Genomic DNA, 20,682 nt, shown 5'->3' with positions numbered 1-20,682 from the left:
TCTAGAACGAACTCCCGAGCATCATCCAGGTGACGAGCGCGGCCACACCGATGAGCATTGCGAAGGCATAGTGATAGAGATAGCCGGTCTGCAGCTTCACGACCCGCTGGGTGACGTCCACCACGCGCGCCGAAATCCCGTCCGGGCCGAGCCCGTCGATGATCGCGCCGTCGCCCTTCTTCCAGAGGAAGCGGCCGAGGCGCATGGCCGGCCGGACGAACAGGAAGTCGTAGAGCTCGTCGAAATACCACTTGTTCAGGAGGAACCGGTAGAGGCCCTCGTGCTGCGCTGCGAGCTGCTTCGGCGTCTCCGGCGAGCGGATGTAGAACTGGTAGGCGACGAAGAAGCCGATCAGCATCGCCAGGAACGGCGCCAGCTTCACCCACATCGGCACGTCGTGGAACTCGTGCAGGATGTGGTTGTCCGGCAGCGTGAAGAGCGCGCCCTTCCAGAACTCGTCATAGTGGTGGCCGATGAACCAGTCGTGGAAGACCAAGCCGGCGAACAGCGCGCCGACCGCCAGGATGAAGAGCGGCACCAGCATCACCGGCGGCGATTCATGCACGTGGTGCATGACGTCGGCCGAGGCGCGCGGCCTGCCGTGGAAGGTCATGAAGATCAGCCGCCACGAATAGAAGCTGGTGAACACCGCCGCGATCGTCAAAAGGATGAACGCGAAGGTCGCCAACGCGTTGTGGCCGACGAAGGCGCCCTCGATGATCGCGTCCTTGGAGAAGAAGCCGGCCGTGCCGATGATCGTCGCCGGAATGCCGACGCCGGTCAGCGCGATCGTGCCGATCACCATCATCCAGTAGGTGGCCGGGATCAGCTTCCTGAGGCCGCCCATCTTGCGCATGTCCTGCTCGTCGGAGACGGCGTGGATGACCGAACCGGAACCGAGGAAGAGCAGCGCCTTGAAAAAGGCATGCGTGAAGAGGTGGAAGATCGCGGCCGAATAGAAGCCGAGGCCGAGCGCCACGAACATGTAGCCGAGCTGCGAGCAGGTCGAATAGGCGATGACGCGCTTGATGTCGTTCTGGACGAGGCCGACGGTCGCCGCGAAGAAGGCGGTGAAGGCGCCGACGAAGGTCACGACCAGCAGCGCGCTGTGCGACAATTCGAAGATCGGCGACAGCCGCGCCAGCATGAACACGCCCGCGGTCACCATCGTCGCCGCGTGGATCAGCGCCGAAACCGGCGTCGGGCCTTCCATCGCGTCCGGCAGCCAGGTGTGCAGCGGCACCTGGGCCGACTTGCCCATGGCGCCCATGAAGAGCAGCAGGCAGATGACGGTCAGCGCCGTCTGGTTGTTGAGCGCGTAGCCGAGGAAGTTGAACACCGCCTCGCTGGAAGCCTCCGCGCCCTCGGCCGGGATCATCGCCGCCGCATTGGCGAAGATCGTGTCGAAATTGACCGACCCGAACAGAACGAAGACGCCGAACAGGCCGAGCAGGAAGCCGAAATCGCCGACGCGGTTGACCACGAAGGCCTTGATCGCCGCCGCGTTCGCCGACGGCTTCTTGTACCAGAAGCCGATCAGCAGGTAGGAGGCGAGGCCCACGCCCTCCCAGCCGAAGAACATCTGGACGAGGTTGTCGGACGTCACCAGCATCAGCATGGCGAAGGTGAACAGCGACAGATAGGCGAAGAAGCGCGGCCGATGCGGGTCGTGATGCATGTAGCCGATCGAATAGATGTGGACGAGCGCCGAGACCGTGTTCACCACGACCAGCATCACCGCCGTCAGCGTGTCGATCCTCAGCGCCCAGGAGACGTCGAGCCCGCCCGCCTGGATGAAGCGCAGCACCGGCACGGTGAAGGCCTCGGTCTCGCCGAGCGCCACAGTGAAGAAGGCGACCCAGGAGAGGATGGCCGAGATGACCAGAAAGCCGGAGGTGACATATTCCGACGCCTTCGCCCCGATCGCACGGCCGAACAGGCCGGCGATCAGGAAGCCGAGAAGCGGAAGGAAGACGATGGCGTGATACATGATCCGCTCAGCCCTTCATCATATTGACGTCGTCGACCGCGATCGACCCGCGGTTGCGGAAGAAGACGACGAGTATTGCAAGACCGATCGCCGCCTCTGCGGCCGCCACGGTCAGAACGAACAGCGCGAAGACCTGGCCGACCAGATCCCCCAGCGCGGCCGAGAAGGCCACGAAATTGATGTTGACGGCGAGCAGCAGCAGCTCGATCGACATCAGGATGACGATGACGTTCTTCCTGTTCAGGAAGATGCCGAACACGCCGAGCGTGAACAGGATCGCCGACAGGGTGAGATAGTGCGCGATGCCAACTTCCATCGTCAGATGCCCTTGCCCGTTTCGACTTTCTTGACCTCGATCGCCGTCTCGGGCGTCCGCCGCACCTGGGCGGAGATGTCCTGCCGCTTGACGTTCGGCTTGTGGCGCAGCGTCAGCACGATCGCGCCGATCATGGCGACGAGCAGGATCAGGCCGGCGATCTGGAAGAAGAAGACGTAGTCCGTGTAGAGAATGTCGCCGAGAGCGGCGGTGTTGTGCCGTTCGGCGATCGGCGGGATCGGCTGCGCGATGTCGCTGGCGAGCTGCGGCGCGAATGTGTAGCCGCCCAGCACCACGATCAGCTCCGCCGCGAGGATCAGGCCGACCAGCGCGCCGATCGGCGCATATTGCAGCGCGCCGTGCTTCAATTCCGCGAAATCGACGTCGAGCATCATCACGACGAAAAGGAACAGCACCGCCACGGCGCCGACATAAACGACCAGCAGGATCATCGCCAGGAATTCGGCGCCGGTCAGCAGGAAGAGCGCGGCCGCGTTGAAGAAGGTGAGGATCAGAAACAGCACGGAATGCACGGGATTGCGCGCCGAGATGACCATGAAGGCCGATCCGACCGCGATGAAGGCGAACAGATAGAAGAATATCGCCTCGAGTCCTGTCAGCATGGGTTCACCCGATCTCTCCTGGGAAGCGGACGCCCGCCCTGTCCCCAATTCGACGAAGCGACCGCCTCCGGTCGCCGCGCCGTGTGTCTCTTAGACGAGCGTTTCCGGCCCGTCCACTCTTGCCCGGCTCACCGATAAGGCGCGTCCAGGGCGATGTTGCGCGCGATCTCGCGTTCCCAGCGGTCGCCATTGGCGAGAAGCTTTTCCTTGTCGTAGTAGAGCTCCTCGCGGGTCTCCGTCGAGAATTCGAAATTCGGCCCCTCCACGATCGCATCGACCGGACAGGCTTCCTGGCAGAAGCCGCAATAGATGCACTTCACCATGTCGATGTCGTAGCGCACCGTGCGCCGCGTGCCGTCGTTGCGGCGCGGGCCGGCCTCGATGGTGATCGCCTGCGCCGGGCAGATCGCCTCGCACAGCTTGCAGGCGATGCAGCGCTCCTCGCCGTTGGGATAGCGCCGCAGCGCGTGCTCGCCACGGAAGCGCGGCGAAAGCGGCCCCTTCTCGTGCGGGTAGTTCAGCGTGCCCTTGGGCGCGAAGAACTGGCGCATGGAGAGGAGGAACGCGCCGACGAACTCCGAAAGGAGCAGGGATTTTGCGGCTTGCGCGAGAGCTGACATCGTCATTCTCCGGTGAAATACGGGGCTACGAAGTAGCCGATGGCCGGCAGCAGCACGAACTGGCTCAGCCCGGTTATGTGGAGGACCCGCTTGGTCTCGGGCAGATCGACGCGCGAGGCGAGCAGGCGCAGCAGCAGGAAATCCGCCGCCGCGACCACCAGTCCCACGATTGCGCCGATCAGGTTCGCGCTCATGCCTATGCGAGCTCCCACAGCTTCAGGAAGGCCGCGGTGGCGACGACCATGAACAGGGAAATAGGCAGGAAGACCTTCCAGCCAAGGCGCATGAGCTGGTCGTAGCGGTAGCGCGGCACGAACGCCTTCACCATGGCGAACATGAAGAACATCATGCACACCTTCAGCACGAACCAGATCACGCCCGGCACCCAGGTGAACGGCGCGAAGTCGAAGGGCGGCAGCCAGCCGCCGAGGAACAGGATCGTGGCGAGCGCGCACATCAGCACGATCGCGACATATTCGCCGAGGAAGAACAGCAGGAACGGCGTCGACGAGTATTCGATCATGTGACCGGCGACCAGCTCCGACTCGGCTTCCACCAGGTCGAAGGGCGGGCGGTTCGTCTCGGCCAGCGCCGAGATGAAGAAGATGACGAACATCGGGAACAGCGCCAGCCAGTGCCAGTCGAGGAACGAGTTGGGCAGGCCGAGCGTGGTGCCGAGGCCGTCGCGCTGCGCCAGCACGATGTCGATCAGGCTCAGCGAGCCGACGCACAGAAGCACGGTGACGATGACGAAGCCGATCGAGACCTCGTAGGACACCATCTGCGCGGCGGAGCGCAGCGCGCCGAGGAACGGATATTTCGAGTTCGACGCCCAGCCGCCCATGATCACGCCATAGACCTCGAGCGAGGAGATGGCGAAGACGTAGAGGATGCCGACATTGATCGTGGCGATCGCCCATCCCTCGCTGACCGGAATGACGGCCCAGGCCGAGATGGCCAGCACCGCCGAGACCAGCGGCGCGAGCAGGAACACGCCCTTGTTGGCGCCGGACGGGATCACCGGCTCCTTGAAGACGAACTTGAGGAGATCGGCGAAGGCCTGCAGCAGGCCCCAGGGGCCGACCACGTTCGGGCCGCGGCGAAGCTGCACGGCGGCCCAGATCTTGCGGTCGGCATAGAGCAGATAGGCGACCAGGATCAAAAGGACGACGATCAGCAGGACCGACTTCAAGAGGATGATAAGCGCCGGCCAGACGTAAAATGCGAAAAAGGATTCCATCAGCCCCGCCCCTACTCGGCTGCCTGCTTGAAGCCGCCCTTCGCCAGGGCCGAGCATTCGGCCATGACGGCGGAGGCCCGCGCGATCGGGTTCGTCAGATAGAAGTCTTTGACCGGCGATGCAAACGGTGCCTTGTCCAGCTTGCCCGGTTTTTTCACAAGCGCGGCGATATCGCCGGCTTCGCCGGGCTTGATGTGGTCCACGGCCGCGAGATGCGGGTGGTCCGCGTGGAGCTTGGCGCGCAGTTGCGGCAGCGAATCGAACGGCAGCCTGTGGCCGAGCACGTCTGAAAGCGCGCGTAGGATCGCCCAGTCCTCCTTCGCCTCGCCCGGCGCGAAGCCGGCGCGATTCGCCATCTGCACCCGTCCTTCCGTGTTGACGTAGGTGCCCGACTTCTCGGTGTAGGTCGCGCCCGGCAGGATCACGTCGGCGCGGTGCGCGCCGGCGTCGCCATGGCTGCCGATATAGACCGTGAAGGCCTGGCCGATCTTCGACATCTCGAATTCGTCGGCGCCGAGCAGGAAGAGCACGTCGAGCGCACCCATCATGCCGGCCGCGTCCTTGCCGCCCTCGCCCGGCACGAAGCCGACGTCGAGGCCGCCGACGCGCGCCGCCGCCGTGTGCAGCACGGCGAAACCGTTCCAGTCGGCCGAGACAGCGCCGACGCCGTCGGCGATCTTGGCGGCCAGCGCCAGCACCGCCTTGCCGTCCCTGCGGGCGAGCGCGCCCTGGCCGACGATGATCATCGGCCGCTTCGCTTTCTTCAGCGCGGAGAAGAACCTGCCTTCGCCGTCGGCGAGCTGCTGCAGCGTGTCGGTGCCCGCACCCAGCATCTCATGGTCGTAGCGCAGGTCGCCCATGTCGCCGATCACGCCGATCGGGAAATTGCCCGCCCGCCAGCGCTTGCGGATGCGTGCGTTGAGCACCGAGGCCTCGAAGCGCGGATTGGCGCCGACGATCAGCAGCGCGTCGGCGTCCTCGATGCCGTCGATCGTCGGATTGAAGATGTAGCTCGCGCGGCCCGCCGCCGGATCGAGCGCCGCGCCATCCTGGCGGCAGTCGATATTGGCCGAGCCGAGCGACTGCATGAGGGCCTTCAGCGCGTACATTTCCTCGACGGTCGCGAGATCGCCGGCGATCGCGCCGACGCGATCGCCCGTCGTGCCGGAGACGGCGCTCTTGATCGCGGCGAAGGCTTCCTGCCAGCTCGCCGGCGCCAGACGCCCGTCCTTGCGGATATAGGGCCGGTCAAGGCGCTGCGAGCGCAGGCCGTCCCAGATGAAGCGGGTCTTGTCGGAGATCCACTCCTCGTTCACCTCGTCATTGACGCGCGGCATGATGCGCATGACCTCGCGGCCGCGCGAATCGACGCGGATCGCCGAGCCGACCGCGTCCATCACGTCGATCGATTCCGTCTTCGTCAGCTCCCAGGGGCGCGCCTGGAAGGCATAGGGCTTGGAGGTGAGAGCGCCGACCGGGCACAGGTCGATCACGTTGCCCTGCAGCTCCGACGTCATCGCCTGCTCGAGATAGGTGGTGATCTCGGCATCCTCGCCGCGGCCGATCAGCCCGAGCTCGGAAATGCCAGCCACCTCGGTGGTGAAGCGGACGCAACGCGTGCAGTGGATGCAGCGCGTCATGATCGTCTTGACCAGCGGACCGATATACTTGTCTTCCACCGCGCGCTTGTTCTCGTGATAGCGCGAGGCGTCGACGCCGAACGCCATCGCCTGATCCTGCAGGTCGCATTCGCCGCCCTGATCGCAGATCGGGCAGTCGAGCGGATGGTTGATCAGCAGGAACTCCATCACGCCCTCGCGGGCCTTCTTGACCATCGGCGTGTTGGTGAACACCTCCGGCGGCTCGCCGTTCGGGCCGGGGCGCAGGTCGCGCACGCCCATGGCGCAGGACGCGGCCGGCTTGGGCGGTCCGCCCTTCACCTCGACCAGGCACATGCGGCAATTGCCGGCGATCGACAGCCGCTCGTGGAAGCAGAAGCGCGGCACTTCCGCGCCCGCCTCCTCCGCCGCCTGCAGCAGCGTGTAGTGATCGGGAACCTCGATCTCTTTGCCGTCTACCTTCAGTATAGCCATCATTCGCCCCCGGCGGGCTTGGCCGCCTCATATGCAGCAAACAGGTCGTTCACGCCGACGCCGTTGATTGTCATTCCGGCGATCTGCGCATTCACTATCTTCACATTGCTCATGTTCACGTCCGAAAACAGCGCGCCCGAGAGATTGACGTCCACCAGGCGCGCATTGCTCAGCAGAACCTTCTCGAACGCACTCGCCGAAAGATTCACGTTGCGGAAATGCGTGTTCGACAGGTTGACGTCGTCGAAGCGCGAATTGGCCACGGTGGCGTCGCGCACGTCGAGCACATCGCGTGTCTCGTGGATTTCCATCACCGTCACTTCCCTTCCGCCCGGCCGCGTGCCAGCATCGCCGCCTGCCCGGTCCAGTCGTCGCGCTCGATGCGGCCCGAAAAACCGAGATGCTCGTCCAGCCACGCCTTCTCGCCCGCCGAAAGGCCGGCGATCTGCGCATGGCTCCAGATGCCGAGGCCGTTCAGCACCTTTTCGAGCTTCGGGCCGATGCCGGAAATCGCCTTCAGGTCGTCGGGCGCGGCCGGCTTGTCGATCGCCTTGGGCCTGGCTGGCCCGCTCTGCCTGGAAGCCTGCGCCTTGCGCGCGGGCTTCGGGGCCGGCTTCTCGACGGCCTTCACCGCCCGGGAACCCGCGGCCTTCCTCGCCGCGGCGCCGGACCGCACGGGGCTGGCCTTCTCCGGCATCTCGCGCGAAGAAACGAGCTTCAGTCGCGGCATGGCCTTCCCGCCGCGCTCCGCCTCGCCGTGGGAGAGATCGGAAAGCATCCTGCGGGACGTTTCGGCGGCTCCCGCCATCGTTCCCAGCCAGAGACCGAAGGCGTGGCTCGCAATGCCGAGGCCGAGCGCGCCGAACGCGGCCGCGCCCGCGAGCGGATGCGCGAGCAGGTTCGCCGCGGAGGCGACCTCCTGCGGCATCAGGCCCCGATAGGCTTTGGCGATCTCTTCGTACTCTTTCATCTCTGGCATCTTTCCGTCGGGGCCGAAGCCCCTGCGTCAGGCCGTTTCCTTCAGGCGCATGCGCCTTCTCGTGCTTCTATTCCGCCGCCACCAGCGCCGGCTCGGCGCGGTGCGCGTTGCGGCTGAATTCGTCGATGCGGCGCTCGATCTCCGGGCGGAAGTTGCGGATGAGGCCCTGGATCGGCCAGGCCGCCGCGTCGCCCAGCGCGCAGATCGTGTGGCCCTCGACCTGCTTGGTGACGTCGAGCAGCATGTCGATCTCGCGCTTCTGCGCCTCGCCGCGCACCAGCCTTTCCATCACGCGCCACATCCAGCCCGTGCCCTCGCGGCACGGCGTGCACTGGCCGCAGCTCTCGTGCTTGAAGAAGTAGGACAGCCGCGCGATCGCTTTCACGATGTCGGTCGACTTGTCCATGATGATCACCGCGGCCGTGCCGAAGGAGGACTTCACCTCGCGCAGCCCGTCGAAATCCATCGGGCAGTCGATGATGTCCTCGGCCTTCACCACCGGGCACGACGCGCCGCCGGGAATGACCGCCAGCAGATTGTCCCAGCCGCCGCGCACGCCGCCGCCATGCTTCTCCACCAGCTCGCGGAAGGTGATGCCCATCTCCTCCTCGACCGTGCACGGCGTGTTGACGTGGCCGACCAGCATGAACAGCTTGGTGCCGACATTGTTCGGACGTCCGAAGGACGAGAACCAGGCGGCCCCGCGGCGCAGGATGGTCGGTGCCACCGCGATCGACTCGACGTTGTTGACCGTCGTCGGGCAGCCATAGAGGCCGACATTGGCCGGGAACGGCGGCTTCAGGCGCGGCTGGCCCTTCTTGCCCTCGAGGCTTTCCAGAAGCGCGGTTTCCTCGCCGCAGATATAGGCGCCGGCGCCATGGTGAACGAAAACGTCGAAATCCCAGCCGTTCTTGTTGTTCTTGCCCAGCAATCCGGCGTCATAGGCCTCGTCGATGGCGCGCTGCAGCGCCTCGCGCTCGCGGACGAACTCGCCGCGGACATAGATATAGGCCGTATGCGCGCCCATGGCGAAGCCGGCGAGCAGGCAGCCCTCGACCAGCGTATGCGGATCATGGCGCAGGATCTCGCGGTCCTTGCAGGTGCCGGGTTCCGATTCGTCAGCATTGACGACGAGGTAGTGCGGACGCCCGTCGCTCTCCTTCGGCATGAACGACCATTTCAGGCCGGTCGGGAAGCCGGCGCCGCCGCGCCCGCGCAGGCCCGACGCCTTCATCTCGTTGATGATCCAGTCGCGGCCCTTGGCGATGATGCCGGCCGTGCCGTCCCACGAGCCGCGCGCCATCGCGCCTTTCAGCGACTTGTCGAAGCGGCCGTAGATATTGGTGAAGATGCGGTCTTTGTCCTGAAGCATTCAAAGACTCCTCAACGCGGCGTCTTGCCGAAGACGCGGATGTATTCGGCCTCGCCGCCCTTGGCGAGCGCCTTGGCCTGCTTGATCCAGTCCTCACGCTCGATGCGGCCGTGGAAACGCAGATACCCGTCGACCCACTCGCGCTCGGCCTTCTTCCAGGAAGCGACCTGCGCGTAGGTGTAGATGCCGAGCGAATGCAGGATGCCCTCGATCTTCGGGCCGACGCCCGAGATCAGCTTGAGGTCGTCGACCGCGGCCGGCTTCTCGATGCCCGAAGGCCGGTTCTTGTCGGAAAGCAGCGGCTGCGCCTTGTCGCCGCCCGCCTTCGCCTTGCCGGAGAGCCGCTTGCGGTCGGCGCCGATCGGCTCGCCATGCAGCGTCTCCGGCGCATGGAAAGCCGACTTCGCTTCCTTGGGCTTGCCCGAATGCTTGCGCTGCCTGTCGGCCTTTTCGACCGTCGGCTCTGCCTTGTCTGCCGCGACGCCGTTTTCCCTGGGCGCCTTCACGCTCGCGGCCGCTTCCTTCGCCGGACTGACCTTCGCCCTGGAAGGCGACTTGATCGCCGGGTTCGTCTCCGGCGCGTCCGTCTTCGGCTTGGCCGATTTCGACGGCGCGACCGGACCTTCCTTCGCCTTGGCCGAGGCCTTGGCGTCGTTGCGACCCGATTTCAGCACCGACTTCTCGTCGACGAGCGCCGTGAACCCGGTCATCGGCGCGGAAAAGAAGCGATCGACCTGCGGCCCCGGCTCGACGGCGTCGACGCCGCCGGCCTCGAACGCGTCGATCATCTCCTCGAAGCGCTCCGGCGTCAGGTCCTCATAGGTATCCTTGAACACCATGATCATCGGCGCGTTCACGCAGGCGCCGAGGCACTCGACCTCTTCCCAGGAAAGCGTGCCGGCTTCGTTGACGTGGAACTGCTCGGGATGGATCTTGCGCTTGCAGACATCCATCAGCGCCTCGGAGCCGCGCAGCATGCAGGGCGTGGTTCCGCAGACCTGGATGTGCGCCCGGGTGCCGACCGGCTTCAACTGGAACTGCGTGTAGAAGGTCGCGACTTCCAGCACGCGGATATAGGGCATTTCGAGCATGTCGGCGACATGCTCGATCGCGGCCTTGGTCACCCAGCCGTCCTGCTCCTGCGCGCGCATGAGCAGCGGGATCACGGCCGATTGCTCGCGCCCCTTCGGATATTTCTTGATGGTCTGCTTGGCCCAGGCCTCATTCGCCCTGTTGAAGGCGAAGCTGGCTGGCTGGACGCTGGCTTCTGCGAGACGGCGGACTGACATTTAGCGGTCGACCTCACCAAACACGATATCGAGGGAGCCGAGAACGGCCGTGACGTCGGCCAGCATGTGGCCGCGGCAAAGGAAGTCCATCGCCTGCAGATGCGCGAAGCCGGGCGCGCGCAGCTTGCAGCGATAGGGCTTGTTGGTGCCGTCCGACACCAGGTAGACGCCGAACTCGCCCTTGGGCGCTTCCACCGCGGCATAGACCTCGCCGGCCGGCACGCGATAGCCTTCGGTGTAGAGCTTGAAGTGATGGATCAGCGCTTCCATCGAGCGCTTCATCGCGGCGCGCTTCGGCGGCACGACCTTGCCGTCGACGGTCGAGACGGGGCCCGCCTTCTCCTTGCCGAGCAGGAGGTCGACGCATTGCCGCATGATCCGCGCGGACTGGCGCATCTCCTCCATGCGGATCAGGTAGCGGTCGTAGCAATCGCCGTTCTTGCCGATCGGAATGTCGAATTCCAGCTCCGAATAGCACTCGTAGGGCTGCGACTTGCGCAGGTCCCAGGCAGCGCCCGAGCCGCGCACCATCACGCCCGAGAAGCCCCACGCCCAGGCGTCCTCGAGGCTGACGACGCCGATGTCGGCGTTGCGCTGCTTGAAGATGCGGTTGGGGGTGAGCAGGTCGTCGAGATCGTCGAGCGCCTTCAGGAACGGGTCGATCCACCTGCCGATGTCCTCGATCAGCTTCTCCGGCAGGTCCTGGTGGACGCCGCCGGGGCGGAAATAGGCCGCGTGCATGCGCGAACCGGACGCACGCTCGTAGAACACCATCAGCTTCTCGCGCTCGTCGAAGCCCCACAGCGGCGGGGTGAGCGCGCCGACGTCCATGGCCTGCGTCGTCACGTTGAGGATGTGGCTCATGATGCGGCCGATCTCGGAATAGAGCACCCGGATCAGCTGGCCGCGCTTCGGCACCTCGATGTCGAGCAGCCGCTCGACCGCAAGCGCGAAGGCATGCTCCTGGTTCATCGGCGCGCAATAGTCGAGCCGGTCGAGATAGGGCACGGCCTGCAGGTAGGTCTTGTTCTCCATCAGCTTCTCGGTGCCGCGGTGCAGCAGGCCGATATGTGGGTCGACGCGGTCGACCACCTCGCCGTCCAGCTCCAGCACGAGGCGCAAAACGCCATGCGCGGCCGGGTGTTGCGGGCCGAAGTTGATGTTGAAGTTGCGGACGGAGGTTTCAGCCATGGGAAATGCCTTCGGCATCGTGCGAGTAGCGAATAGCCAGTAGCGAATAGGGACGATTTAGGATCGGTGCCATCATGTCTTCTGTTGCAAGCTTCGAACCAGGGATCGGAGCATCTTCCCGATCTCTTCGGTTTGGCCCAAAAGCTGCGACACTTTTGCGTCATTCAGCAGACCAACCCGTCCAGCCAGGATCAAATGCGTCTCCAACTCCTTCAATGATCCCTGCGCCACCCGAAGAAACTGAATGAAGGCACCCGTACTCTCTCTGCCGTGTCCCTCCGCGATATTCGCAGGGATCGAAGCGGCAGACCGTCGTATCTGTGCGGTCATTCCGAAGACTTCGGTGTTTGGAAAGAGTTTTGTAACGTCGTAGCACGCGACTGCGATTTCCATTGCAGCCTTCCAAACGATCAGGTCTCGGTATGAACTGATTGGCGTCTTGCTAACTCCTCTTCTCTATTCGCTATTCGCTACTTCCTATTCACTGCTTCGCTTTTTCATCCCCCGGCAGCACGTAGTCCGTGCCTTCCCAGGGCGAAAGGAAATCGAAATTGCGGAACTCCTGCTTCAGTTCCACGGGTTCGTAGATGACGCGCTTCACCTCGTCGTCGTAGCGCACCTCGAAGAAACCGGTGAGCGGGAAGTCCTTGCGCAGCGGATGCCCCTCGAAACCGTAGTCGGTGAGGATGCGGCGCAGGTCCGGATGCCCGGTGAAGAGGACGCCGTAGAGGTCGTAGGTCTCGCGCTCGAACCAGTCCGCGCCAGGATAGACCGGCGTCGCGGACGGTATCAGCGTCTCCTCGTCGGCCTGGACCTTGATCCGGATGCGCAGGTTCTGGCGCGGCGACAGAAGGTGGTAGACCACGTCGAAGCGCTTCTCTCGCATCGGATAGTCGGCGCCGCAGATGTCGATGATCGAGACGAACTGACACTGCACGTCGTTCTTCAGGAAGGTGAGCACGTCGACGATGTCGCCGGGCTCGACCTGGAGCGTCAGCTCGCCGAACGCGATCGCCGCGTCCTGCACCTTCGCTCCGAGCCGTTCCCTGACGTAGCTCGAAAGATCCCTGAGGGCTTCGCTCATTATGGTTCCCCTGCCCTAGCGCTCGATGGTGCCTGTCCGGCGGATCTTCTTCTGCAGCAGAAGAATTCCGTAGAGCAGCGCTTCGGCCGAGGGCGGACAGCCCGGCACGTAGATGTCGACCGGCACGATGCGGTCGCAGCCGCGCACCACCGAATAGGAATAGTGGTAGTAGCCGCCGCCATTGGCGCACGAGCCCATCGAGATCACGTAGCGCGGCTCCGGCATCTGGTCGTAGACCTTGCGCAGCGCCGGCGCCATCTTGTTGGTGAGCGTGCCCGCGACGATCATCACGTCCGACTGGCGCGGAGAGGCGCGCGGCGCGATGCCGAAGCGCTCGCTGTCGTAGCGCGGCATGGCCGAGTGGATCATCTCGACCGCGCAGCAGGCGAGGCCGAAGGTCATGTACATGAGCGAGCCGGTGCGCGCCCAGGTGATCAGCGCCTCCGACGAGGTGACGAGAAAGCCCTTGTCGGAAAGCTCGCTGTTGATATCGCTGAAGAAGGGATCGTTGGCGCCCACGGGTTTGCCCGTGTTCGGATCGATGATCCCCTTCGGCTTCGGAGCGATAAGGGTGGAGGAGCCGTCGTTCAATCCCATTCCAGCGCTCCCTTCTTCCATTCATAGATGAAACCGATGGTCAGCACGCCGAGGAAGATCATCATCGACCAGAAGCCGAACCAGCCGATATCGCCGAAGGACACCGCCCACGGGAACAGGAAGGCCACCTCGAGGTCGAAGATGATGAAGAGGATGGAGACCAGGTAGAAGCGGATGTCGAACTTCATTCGAGCATCGTCGAACGCGTTGAAGCCGCACTCATAGGCTGAAAGCTTCTCGGGGTCGGGGTTGCGGTAGGCCACCAGGAACGGGGCGACCAGCAAGGCCAGTCCGACCACCAGCGCGACGCCGATGAAGATTACGATAGGCAAATAGGAGCTGAGAAGTTCGCTCATGTTCCACTTTCCGTTGGCTGCCGCTCAACCCTGGTTATAGCACCGAACCGTGAAGAGAAACCGCGACAGTTTATCCGGCGGAGGCGCCGTGCGCCAAAGGTCATGTTGCAACGCGGCGAGGGTTAGCGCAGGCAATCCGCAGACGCAAGTCAAACCTTGGCTGGTCCAACCCGTTTGCTACCGCATTCCCGGCAAGCGCACCGCTTTCACCGAAGAAGGCTAACGAAATTCAACTTCGATACTGGCCCAACATGAGCCGGAACGGCGTGCCCTCGAACGCGTCCGCCCCCCGGCCGATCGCCTCGACGGCTGAAATCATGCGCCCCTCGCGCCGCAGATGCCCGTCGGCGAGTCGGACCAGCAGGCTGTTCGGCGTCGCCGACGGCGAAAGCCGGCGCAGTTCGCGCGCAAGCTCCGCCTCGTCCCGCTCCGGCTCCAGCGCGGCGGCGACGATCAGCGCCGCGGCCGTCGACCGGCTGATGCCCGCGAAGCAATGGATGATAAGGGGACGGCGGCGATCCCAGGCCCGCGCGAAATCGACCAGCGCCTCGACATGGGCAAGCGACGGCGTGACCATCTCCGGCTGCTCGTTCACGATATCGTGCATGGCAAGGCTCAGGTGATTCCCGGCCTCGATCGCGGCCGGCCGCTCGAACGGCGTGCCCTCGGTCAGGAGCGTGACGAGATGGCCGGCATTGGTCGATTCGACCGTCGCCGCCACCTGTGAGAGTGGACACACATGGATCATCGCACGCACATCTCCGTTCCGGTCATTCTTTTTCGCGCCATTGCGTCAGCGCATCCTCGAGCCGGGCCCGCTCCGCTTCGCCGGCGGGCAGGCCGAATCTCAGCCGGTCGGCGAGATTCGCGAAGCGGCGCACCAATATGCCCCGCCTTCCCAGCCGCTCAAACAGGCTTTGTGCATCGGCGCTCCGCGCCAGCCGGAAAAGGCTCGTGCCGCCGGCGATCTCCAGCCCATGGGCGGACAGAAGCACGTCGAGCGCCGACGCTTCGCGCGCGAGCCTTTCCCTCATATCCGCCTGCCACGCCGGATCGGCGAGCGCGCCAAGCCCGATCTCCAATGCCGGACCGGACACCACCCAGGGACCGAGTTCGGCGCGCAACCGCCGCACGACGACTTCGTTGGCGAGCGCGAAGCCGAGACGCACTCCGGCAAGGCCGAAGAACTTTCCGAACGAACGCAGCACGACCAGGCCGCCCTCCCCGACATGTCCGGCGAGACTGTCGTCCGCCGGGCCGACATCCATGAACGCCTCGTCGACCACCAGGATCCCGCCCCTGCGGCGCATCGTGCCCGCCAGTTCGAGCAGGTCCTTTCGGCGCGCCACGCGGCCGTCCGGATTGTTCGGATTGACGAGGATCGCGAGATCGGCGCCTTCGAGGTCGCCGAGGCTTGCCGCCTCCTCGACCGCGTGGCCGGCAAGCGCCGCGCAGCGCGCGTGCTCGGCATAGGTCGGCGCCAGCACGCGCGCCCTGCCCGGTGCCACGAGCCGCGCGACCAGCGGCATCAATATCTGCGTTCCGGGCGCGGCGACGACGTGTCTTCCCGACGGCGCGCCATAGGCGGCGGCGGCCGCCGCCTGCAACTCCAACGCCCGTGACGGCTCCGGCAACCGCGCAAAGACGCTGGCGGGCATGTCTGAAACCGGATAGGAGTGCGGATTGATGCCGGTGGAGAGATCGACCCAGGGCTTCGGGGCATCGGGAAAGAGCGTCAAAGCGGCGCCCAAATTCCCGCCATGATCCGTCACCTCCTCGATTCCGTTTACTGCTTGCGCCATGTCAGTTCTTCTCGCCTTCCTGTCGCTGCTGATCGAAAGAGCCGTCGGCTATCCCGACGTCGTCTTTCGCGCCATCGGCCATCCGGTGGTCTGGATCGGCAGGCTCGTCTCCGCGCTCGACACGCGCTGGAACCGCGACGACGCCGAGCCCGAAGCGAGAAGACAGGCCGGCATTCGCGCGCTCGTCGTCCTCCTCGCCGTTTCGGGCATCGCCGGCCTCGTCCTCCAGTTGGCGCTGGGCGCGAGCGCGATCGGCCTCGTCCTCGTCGCCCTCCTCGCCAGCAGCCTGATCGCGCAGAGAAGCCTCGCCTCGCACGTCCGCGCGGTTGCCGACGCGCTCGACGCGGGCGGCCTGCCCGCCGGCCGCAGCGCCGTCTCGATGATCGTCGGCCGCGACCCCGACAGGCTCGACGAGGCCGGCGTCTCGCGCGCGGCGATCGAGAGCCTGGCGGAAAACTTTTCCGATGGCGTCGTCGCTCCGGCGTTCTGGCTGGCGGTCGGCGGGCTGCCCGGCATCGCCGTCTACAAGGCGGCGAACACCGCCGACAGCATGATCGGTCACCGCACGCCGCGCCACGAGGCCTTCGGCCGCGCCGCCGCGCGCTTCGACGACATCATAAACCTGCCCGCCTCGCGGCTCACCGCACTGCTTCTGGTGGCCGCAGCCTTCTTCGTCCGCGGCGCCTCGCCGCAAAACGCCTGGCGCGCGGTTCGCCACGATGCCGGAAAGCACCGCTCGCCGAACGCCGGCTGGCCGGAGGCGGCGATGGCCGGCGCGCTCGGTCTCGCCCTTGCCGGCCCGCGTCACTACGGCGGCGAACTGGTCGACGACGCGACGATGGGCGAAGGCGGCAGGCGCGAAGCGGGTGCGAGCGACATTCGCCGCGCGCTGCGCCTCTTTTACATGGCCGACAATCTGCTGATCGCGCTCGCCGGTCTCGTTGCGTCGCTCGTCATGGCGCTCTAGCCGGTCCGCTGCCCGCCGACCGGGTCTCACGGCTGCCTCGCGCCGCTCATATGATCAGCCCCGCCAGCGTCTCGTTCTCGGTTATGTCCTGATGCGCCCAGCCGCCTTCGGCGAAGCGCTTGCGCAGGGTCTCGAAATTCCGCGCATCCTTCGTCTCGATGCCGATCAGCACCGAGCCGAAATTGCGCGCCGACTTCTTCAGATACTCGAAGCGCACGATGTCGTCATCGGGGCCGAGCAGCGTCAGGAAATCGCGCAGCGCGCCCGGCCGCTGCGGAAAACGGAAGACGAAATACTTCTTCAGCCCCTCGAAGCGCAGCGCCCTCTCCTTCACGTCCGGCAGCCGCTCGAAGTCGAAATTGCCGCCCGAGACGACGAGCACCACCGTCTTTCCCTTCAGCTCCTTGCGCGGAAAATCCTTGAGCGCGTCGATCGCCAGCGCGCCGGCCGGCTCCAGCACCACCCCTTCCACGTTGAGCATTTCGACCATCGTCGCGCACAGCCGGTTTTCCGGCACCAGCCGGACGCTGTCCTCGCCGAACTCCTTCAGCAGCCGGAAATTCTCGCGGCCGATCTCGCCGACCGCCGCGCCGTCGACGAAATTGTCGAGGCTGGCGAGCCGCACGCGCTTGCCCTGCGCCAGGCTCTGCTTCAGGCTTGGCGCCCCGGCCGGCTCGGCGAAGACGAAGCGCGGCGCCTCGCCCTGCTCGCCCAGATAGCGCGTCACACCGGCCGCGAGCCCGCCGCCGCCGACCGGCAGCACCACGATATCGGCATCCTCGCCCGCGAGCTGCGCTGAAATCTCATGCGCGACGGTCGCCTGGCCCTCGATGATGTCCCGATGGTCGAAAGGCGGCACCATCAGCCCGCCGCTCTCCTCGGCGAAGGCGAGCGCGGCCGCATAGCAGTCGTCGAAGAAGTCGCCGACGAGCCTGATCTCGACATGGCTGGCGCCGAACATGCGCGTCTTGTCGATCTTCTGCTGCGGCGTCGTCACCGGCATGAAGACCACGCCCTTCTTGCCGAAATGCCGGCACACGAAGGCGAAGCCCTGGGCGTGGTTGCCGGCCGAGGCGCAGACGAAGGTCTCCAGTCCCGCATCCGCCGCCAGCGCCTTGCGGAAGAAGTTGAAGGCGCCCCGTATCTTGTAGGAGCGGACGGGCGTAAGGTCCTCGCGCTTCAGGAAAATCCGCGCGCCGGTCTTGGCCGAGAGATAATCGTTCCTCTGCAGCGGCGTTTCCGGAAACAGGCCGCGCATGGCTTCCGCCGCCCTGACCACGCCTTCGGGAAAGCCGCTCATTATCTTGCTCCGTATTCACTGCGCGGCGGCCCGCGATTTCTGTTGGCCGCATTTCGGCCCTATTGCATATTCGGGTCGCGGAAGCCACTCTCCGGCCCGGCGTACGGCACCACCCCCGTCCGCCGGTCGAAAATCGGGGTCAGGTTTCCTTGCAGTCTCTCGCCATCAGGGCCGCCATCCACGTCGCCGCGGTTTTCGCCATCTATCTGTCGGCGGCCATGCTGCTGCCGGCCCTGGTCGACCTCTATTACGGCCATGAGGACTGGACCGTCTTCGCCTTCTCCGGCCTGTTCACCGGCGGCCTGGCGCTCGCGGTCGCCATGGCTACGCACGGCAGGCCGGCGCCGCCCAACACGCGCTTCGGCTTCCTGCTCGTCAACCTGCTGTGGCTGACCACGGCGCTCGCCGGCGCCGTGCCCTTCATGGCCTCGTCGCTGGAGCTGAGCTTCACCGACGCCTTCTTCGAATCCGTCTCCGGCATCACCACCACCGGCTCCACCGTCATCTCCGGCCTCGACGAGGCGCCGCCCGGCCTGCTCTTGTGGCGCTCGCTGCTCAACTATATGGGCGGGCTCGGCGTCATCGCCTTCGGCCTGTTCCTGCTGCCGCTGCTCAACATCGGCGGCTTCAGCTATTTCAAGATCGAATCCTCCGACATCGAGGACCGCCCCTTCGAGCGCTTCGCCACCTTCACGATCAGCCTCGTCGCCATCTACACGGCCTTCGTCGCGCTGTGCGCGATCTGCTACGCGATGGCCGGCATGACCGGCTTCAACGCGATCAACCACGCCATGTCGACGATCGCCACCGGCGGCTTCTCCACGCATGACGCGTCATACGCGGAGTATTCGGACCGGCCCGCCATCCTCTGGATAGGCTCCGTCTTCATGTTCATCGGCGCGCTGCCCTTCTCCATCGTCATGCTGTTCGCCGTGCGCGGCCGGCTCGACGCGCTGCGCGATCCGCAGATCCGCGTCTTCGCGGGCTACACGCTCGTCTTCTCGCTCGCGGTCGCGATCTATCTGCGCGCCAGCCAGGACATGCCCTTCCTCGACGCGCTCACCCATTCGGTGTTCAACTTCGTCTCGATCATCACCACGACCGGTTTCGCCAGCGACGACTACACGCTGTGGGGGCCCTTCGCGGTCGCCTGCATATTCGTCGCGACCTTCCTCGGCGGCTGCTCGGGCTCCACCAGCGGCGGCATCAAGGCCTACCGCTTCCTCATCCTGTTCGAGCTGATGGCGAACGGCCTGAAGCGCCTGGTCTATCCCAACACCGTCCTGACCGTGCGCTATGGCGACCGCATCGTCGACGAGAGCATGCAGCGGGCCGTGGTGCTCTTCATCTCGTCCTTCCTCGTCATCTGGCTGATCGCCACGATCCTGCTCGCGGCCACCGGCGTCGACTTCGTCAGCGCCATGAGCGGCTCGCTCACCGCGCTCACCAATGTCGGCCCCGGCCTCGGCGAGACGATCGGACCCGTCGGCAATTTCTCGTCGCTTCCCGACACCGCGAAATGGGTGCTCTCGCTCGCCATGCTGCTCGGGCGTCTCGAAATCCTCGCCGTCCTCGTCGTCTTCAGCCCGGTCTTCTGGAACCGATAGTAAGGAAGCTATGGACCGCGCGCGTTTCAGACAGTATTGCGGAATGGCACTATCTTGCGGCGAGTTTGGAGCGGTGCGTGATTGAGGCGGTTGCATGGCTGTTGTGGAGGTTTCGCGCGCTGACGCTGGTCGTCGTGCTCGCCGGCTGCGGGGGCAACCAGGCGCATGACCTGATCTCGCCGGGCGTGGTCGAGCCCGGCACCATTGCCGGAAAGCACAGCATCTTCGCGGTGACGACCCGCGAGCGCGCCGAGGATCCGCGGCAGGTCTTCGACGGCAGGCGCGCCGAGAACCTCAGCTTCGCCCGCGTCGACATCACCATTCCGCGCGACCACCAGACCGGCCGCATCGAGTCCCCCCGCCGCGGACCGCGCGACCCGGCCAAGCATTTCTTCGCCTCCGAAGTGGCGATCATGCGCTCCGAAGCCGATTTCGCGCAAAAGCTCCGCGGCGAGATCGCGGCACGCAACGGACGCGCGCTCGTCTTCATCCACGGCTACCGCACGCTCTTCGACGGCGCGGTCTACCGCATGGCGCAGATCGTCCACGATTCAGGCTATACCGGCGTGCCCGTGCTCTTCTCCTGGGCGTCGGCGGGGCGCACCGTCGACTATATCTACGACAACAATTCCGCCACCATCGGCCGCGACGGGCTGGAGGAGACGCTGCGCCTGCTCGCCGCCAACGGCGCGACCCGCATCGACATCGTCGCCCATTCCATGGGCAACTGGGCCACGATGGAGGCGCTGCGCCAGATCGCCATCTCCGACGACCGGGAGGTCACCCGCCGGCTGGGCGACATCATGCTCGCTTCGCCCGACATCGACGTCGACGTCTTCAAGAGCCAGTTGAAGCGCATCGGCAAGCTCGACAGGCCGATCGCGGTCATGCTGTCGGACGACGACCGCGCCCTGCAGCTTTCCTCGCTTCTCGCCGGCAACCGGCCGCGCGTCGGCGACTATGCCAAGGCGGAGGACCTTGCCAGCCTCGGCGTCGTCGTCGTCAACGTCTCGAACCTGCAGGCTGGAGACAGGCTGAACCATGCGAAATTCGCCGACAATCCGCTGCTCGTGCGGCTCTTGGGCGAGCATCTGCAGGCCGACAGCCAGTTGGGCACCGGCGACCGCCAGGAGATCAGCTCGCGCATCGGCAGGCTGGCGCAAGGCCTCGGCCAGACCATCGGCACGGCGGCCGAGATCGTCATCACCACGCCGCTCGAGGTCATCAACGTCGCCGTCGGCGGCGCGGGAGGGTGA

General features: G+C 65.5%; 22 protein-coding genes. 3 read left to right on the top strand and 19 right to left on the bottom strand.

All coding sequences use genetic code 11. The features are described from left to right. Window position 1: 1 nt before the first annotated feature. The 18 genes from nuoL to cobD all read right to left on the bottom strand — a co-directional run bounded on the left by nuoL (window position 2) and on the right by cobD (window position 15,552). On the bottom strand, window positions 2–1,990 hold the full coding sequence (gene nuoL / locus XW59_RS09125; protein WP_047144650.1) for an NADH-quinone oxidoreductase subunit L: 1,989 nt from the start codon (window positions 1,988–1,990) through the stop codon (window positions 2–4). Between the two features lie 7 nt (window positions 1,991–1,997). After that, window positions 1,998–2,306: an NADH-quinone oxidoreductase subunit NuoK gene (nuoK, locus tag XW59_RS09120; RefSeq protein ID WP_047144649.1), complete on the bottom strand. Its 309-nt coding sequence runs from the start codon at window positions 2,304–2,306 to the stop codon at window positions 1,998–2,000. Between the two features lie 2 nt (window positions 2,307–2,308). Then, on the bottom strand, window positions 2,309–2,929 hold the full coding sequence (locus XW59_RS09115) for an NADH-quinone oxidoreductase subunit J (RefSeq protein ID WP_047144648.1): 621 nt from the start codon (window positions 2,927–2,929) through the stop codon (window positions 2,309–2,311). A gap of 128 nt (window positions 2,930–3,057) precedes the next feature. After that, the gene (nuoI, locus tag XW59_RS09110; protein WP_047144647.1) at window positions 3,058–3,549 is read right to left on the bottom strand and encodes an NADH-quinone oxidoreductase subunit NuoI; all 492 of its coding nucleotides are present in this window, start codon (window positions 3,547–3,549) and stop codon (window positions 3,058–3,060) included. A gap of 2 nt (window positions 3,550–3,551) precedes the next feature. Continuing rightward, window positions 3,552–3,743, bottom strand: coding sequence for a hypothetical protein (locus XW59_RS09105; RefSeq protein WP_047144646.1), 192 nt, complete (start codon window positions 3,741–3,743; stop codon window positions 3,552–3,554). A 2-nt stretch (window positions 3,744–3,745) separates the two neighbouring features. Then, a complete protein-coding gene (gene nuoH / locus XW59_RS09100) occupies window positions 3,746–4,789 on the bottom strand; it encodes an NADH-quinone oxidoreductase subunit NuoH (RefSeq protein WP_047144645.1) in 1,044 nt (347 codons plus the stop codon). Between the two features lie 11 nt (window positions 4,790–4,800). After that, on the bottom strand, window positions 4,801–6,882 hold the full coding sequence (gene nuoG / locus XW59_RS09095; protein WP_047144947.1) for an NADH-quinone oxidoreductase subunit NuoG: 2,082 nt from the start codon (window positions 6,880–6,882) through the stop codon (window positions 4,801–4,803). Then, window positions 6,882–7,169, bottom strand: coding sequence for a pentapeptide repeat-containing protein (locus XW59_RS09090; protein WP_246666045.1), 288 nt, complete (start codon window positions 7,167–7,169; stop codon window positions 6,882–6,884). The genes nuoG and XW59_RS09090 overlap by 1 nt, the downstream gene beginning before the upstream one ends. A gap of 29 nt (window positions 7,170–7,198) precedes the next feature. Next, the gene (locus XW59_RS09085) at window positions 7,199–7,852 is read right to left on the bottom strand and encodes a hypothetical protein (protein WP_047144644.1); all 654 of its coding nucleotides are present in this window, start codon (window positions 7,850–7,852) and stop codon (window positions 7,199–7,201) included. A 76-nt stretch (window positions 7,853–7,928) separates the two neighbouring features. Beyond that, window positions 7,929–9,233: an NADH-quinone oxidoreductase subunit NuoF gene (gene nuoF / locus XW59_RS09080; protein ID WP_047144643.1), complete on the bottom strand. Its 1,305-nt coding sequence runs from the start codon at window positions 9,231–9,233 to the stop codon at window positions 7,929–7,931. Window positions 9,234–9,244: 11 nt separating this feature from the next. Next, window positions 9,245–10,522 carry an NADH-quinone oxidoreductase subunit E gene (locus tag XW59_RS09075; protein WP_047144642.1) on the bottom strand — a complete coding sequence of 426 codons (1,278 nt, stop codon included), beginning with the start codon at window positions 10,520–10,522 and terminating at the stop codon, window positions 9,245–9,247. Continuing rightward, entirely contained in the window at window positions 10,523–11,713 is a 1,191-nt protein-coding gene (locus tag XW59_RS09070; RefSeq protein ID WP_047144641.1) for an NADH-quinone oxidoreductase subunit D, read from the bottom strand. Between the two features lie 72 nt (window positions 11,714–11,785). Then, complete coding sequence (locus XW59_RS09065; protein WP_281406225.1) at window positions 11,786–12,145, bottom strand: four helix bundle protein; 360 nt, start codon at window positions 12,143–12,145, stop codon at window positions 11,786–11,788. Between the two features lie 49 nt (window positions 12,146–12,194). Beyond that, on the bottom strand, window positions 12,195–12,797 hold the full coding sequence (locus tag XW59_RS09060; RefSeq protein ID WP_047144639.1) for an NADH-quinone oxidoreductase subunit C: 603 nt from the start codon (window positions 12,795–12,797) through the stop codon (window positions 12,195–12,197). 15 nt (window positions 12,798–12,812) lie between these two features. Next, window positions 12,813–13,394, bottom strand: a complete 582-nt coding sequence (locus tag XW59_RS09055; RefSeq protein ID WP_047144638.1) for an NADH-quinone oxidoreductase subunit B — start codon at window positions 13,392–13,394, stop codon at window positions 12,813–12,815. Continuing rightward, a complete protein-coding gene (locus XW59_RS09050; protein WP_047144637.1) occupies window positions 13,385–13,750 on the bottom strand; it encodes an NADH-quinone oxidoreductase subunit A in 366 nt (121 codons plus the stop codon). The genes XW59_RS09055 and XW59_RS09050 overlap by 10 nt, the downstream gene beginning before the upstream one ends. 229 nt (window positions 13,751–13,979) lie before the next feature. Beyond that, a complete protein-coding gene (locus XW59_RS09045) occupies window positions 13,980–14,498 on the bottom strand; it encodes a protein-tyrosine-phosphatase (protein WP_047144636.1) in 519 nt (172 codons plus the stop codon). A gap of 22 nt (window positions 14,499–14,520) precedes the next feature. Further along, on the bottom strand, window positions 14,521–15,552 hold the full coding sequence (cobD, locus tag XW59_RS09040; protein WP_047144635.1) for a threonine-phosphate decarboxylase CobD: 1,032 nt from the start codon (window positions 15,550–15,552) through the stop codon (window positions 14,521–14,523). On the opposite strand from cobD, the gene cbiB reads away from it, so the two are divergent. Next, the gene (gene cbiB / locus XW59_RS09035) at window positions 15,551–16,519 is read left to right on the top strand and encodes an adenosylcobinamide-phosphate synthase CbiB (protein WP_047144634.1); all 969 of its coding nucleotides are present in this window, start codon (window positions 15,551–15,553) and stop codon (window positions 16,517–16,519) included. The genes cobD and cbiB overlap by 2 nt on opposite strands. A gap of 46 nt (window positions 16,520–16,565) precedes the next feature. Here the strand turns inward: cbiB and ilvA are convergent, their stop codons facing one another. Continuing rightward, a complete protein-coding gene (gene ilvA, locus XW59_RS09030; RefSeq protein ID WP_047144633.1) occupies window positions 16,566–17,819 on the bottom strand; it encodes a threonine ammonia-lyase IlvA in 1,254 nt (417 codons plus the stop codon). Between the two features lie 149 nt (window positions 17,820–17,968). Here ilvA and XW59_RS09025 point away from each other — a divergent pair, with 149 nt between their 5' ends. Together XW59_RS09025 and XW59_RS09020 are read left to right on the top strand one after the other, a co-directional pair. Further along, window positions 17,969–19,426: a TrkH family potassium uptake protein gene (locus tag XW59_RS09025; RefSeq protein WP_047144632.1), complete on the top strand. Its 1,458-nt coding sequence runs from the start codon at window positions 17,969–17,971 to the stop codon at window positions 19,424–19,426. A 77-nt stretch (window positions 19,427–19,503) separates the two neighbouring features. Continuing rightward, window positions 19,504–20,682, top strand: coding sequence for an alpha/beta hydrolase (locus XW59_RS09020; RefSeq protein WP_246666044.1), 1,179 nt, complete (start codon window positions 19,504–19,506; stop codon window positions 20,680–20,682).

This window comes from Aquamicrobium sp. LC103 (assembly GCF_001014615.2).
In the GTDB taxonomy this organism is placed as follows: domain Bacteria; phylum Pseudomonadota; class Alphaproteobacteria; order Rhizobiales; family Rhizobiaceae; genus LBCQ02.
This window is presented reverse-complemented; position numbering and strand designations above follow the sequence as displayed.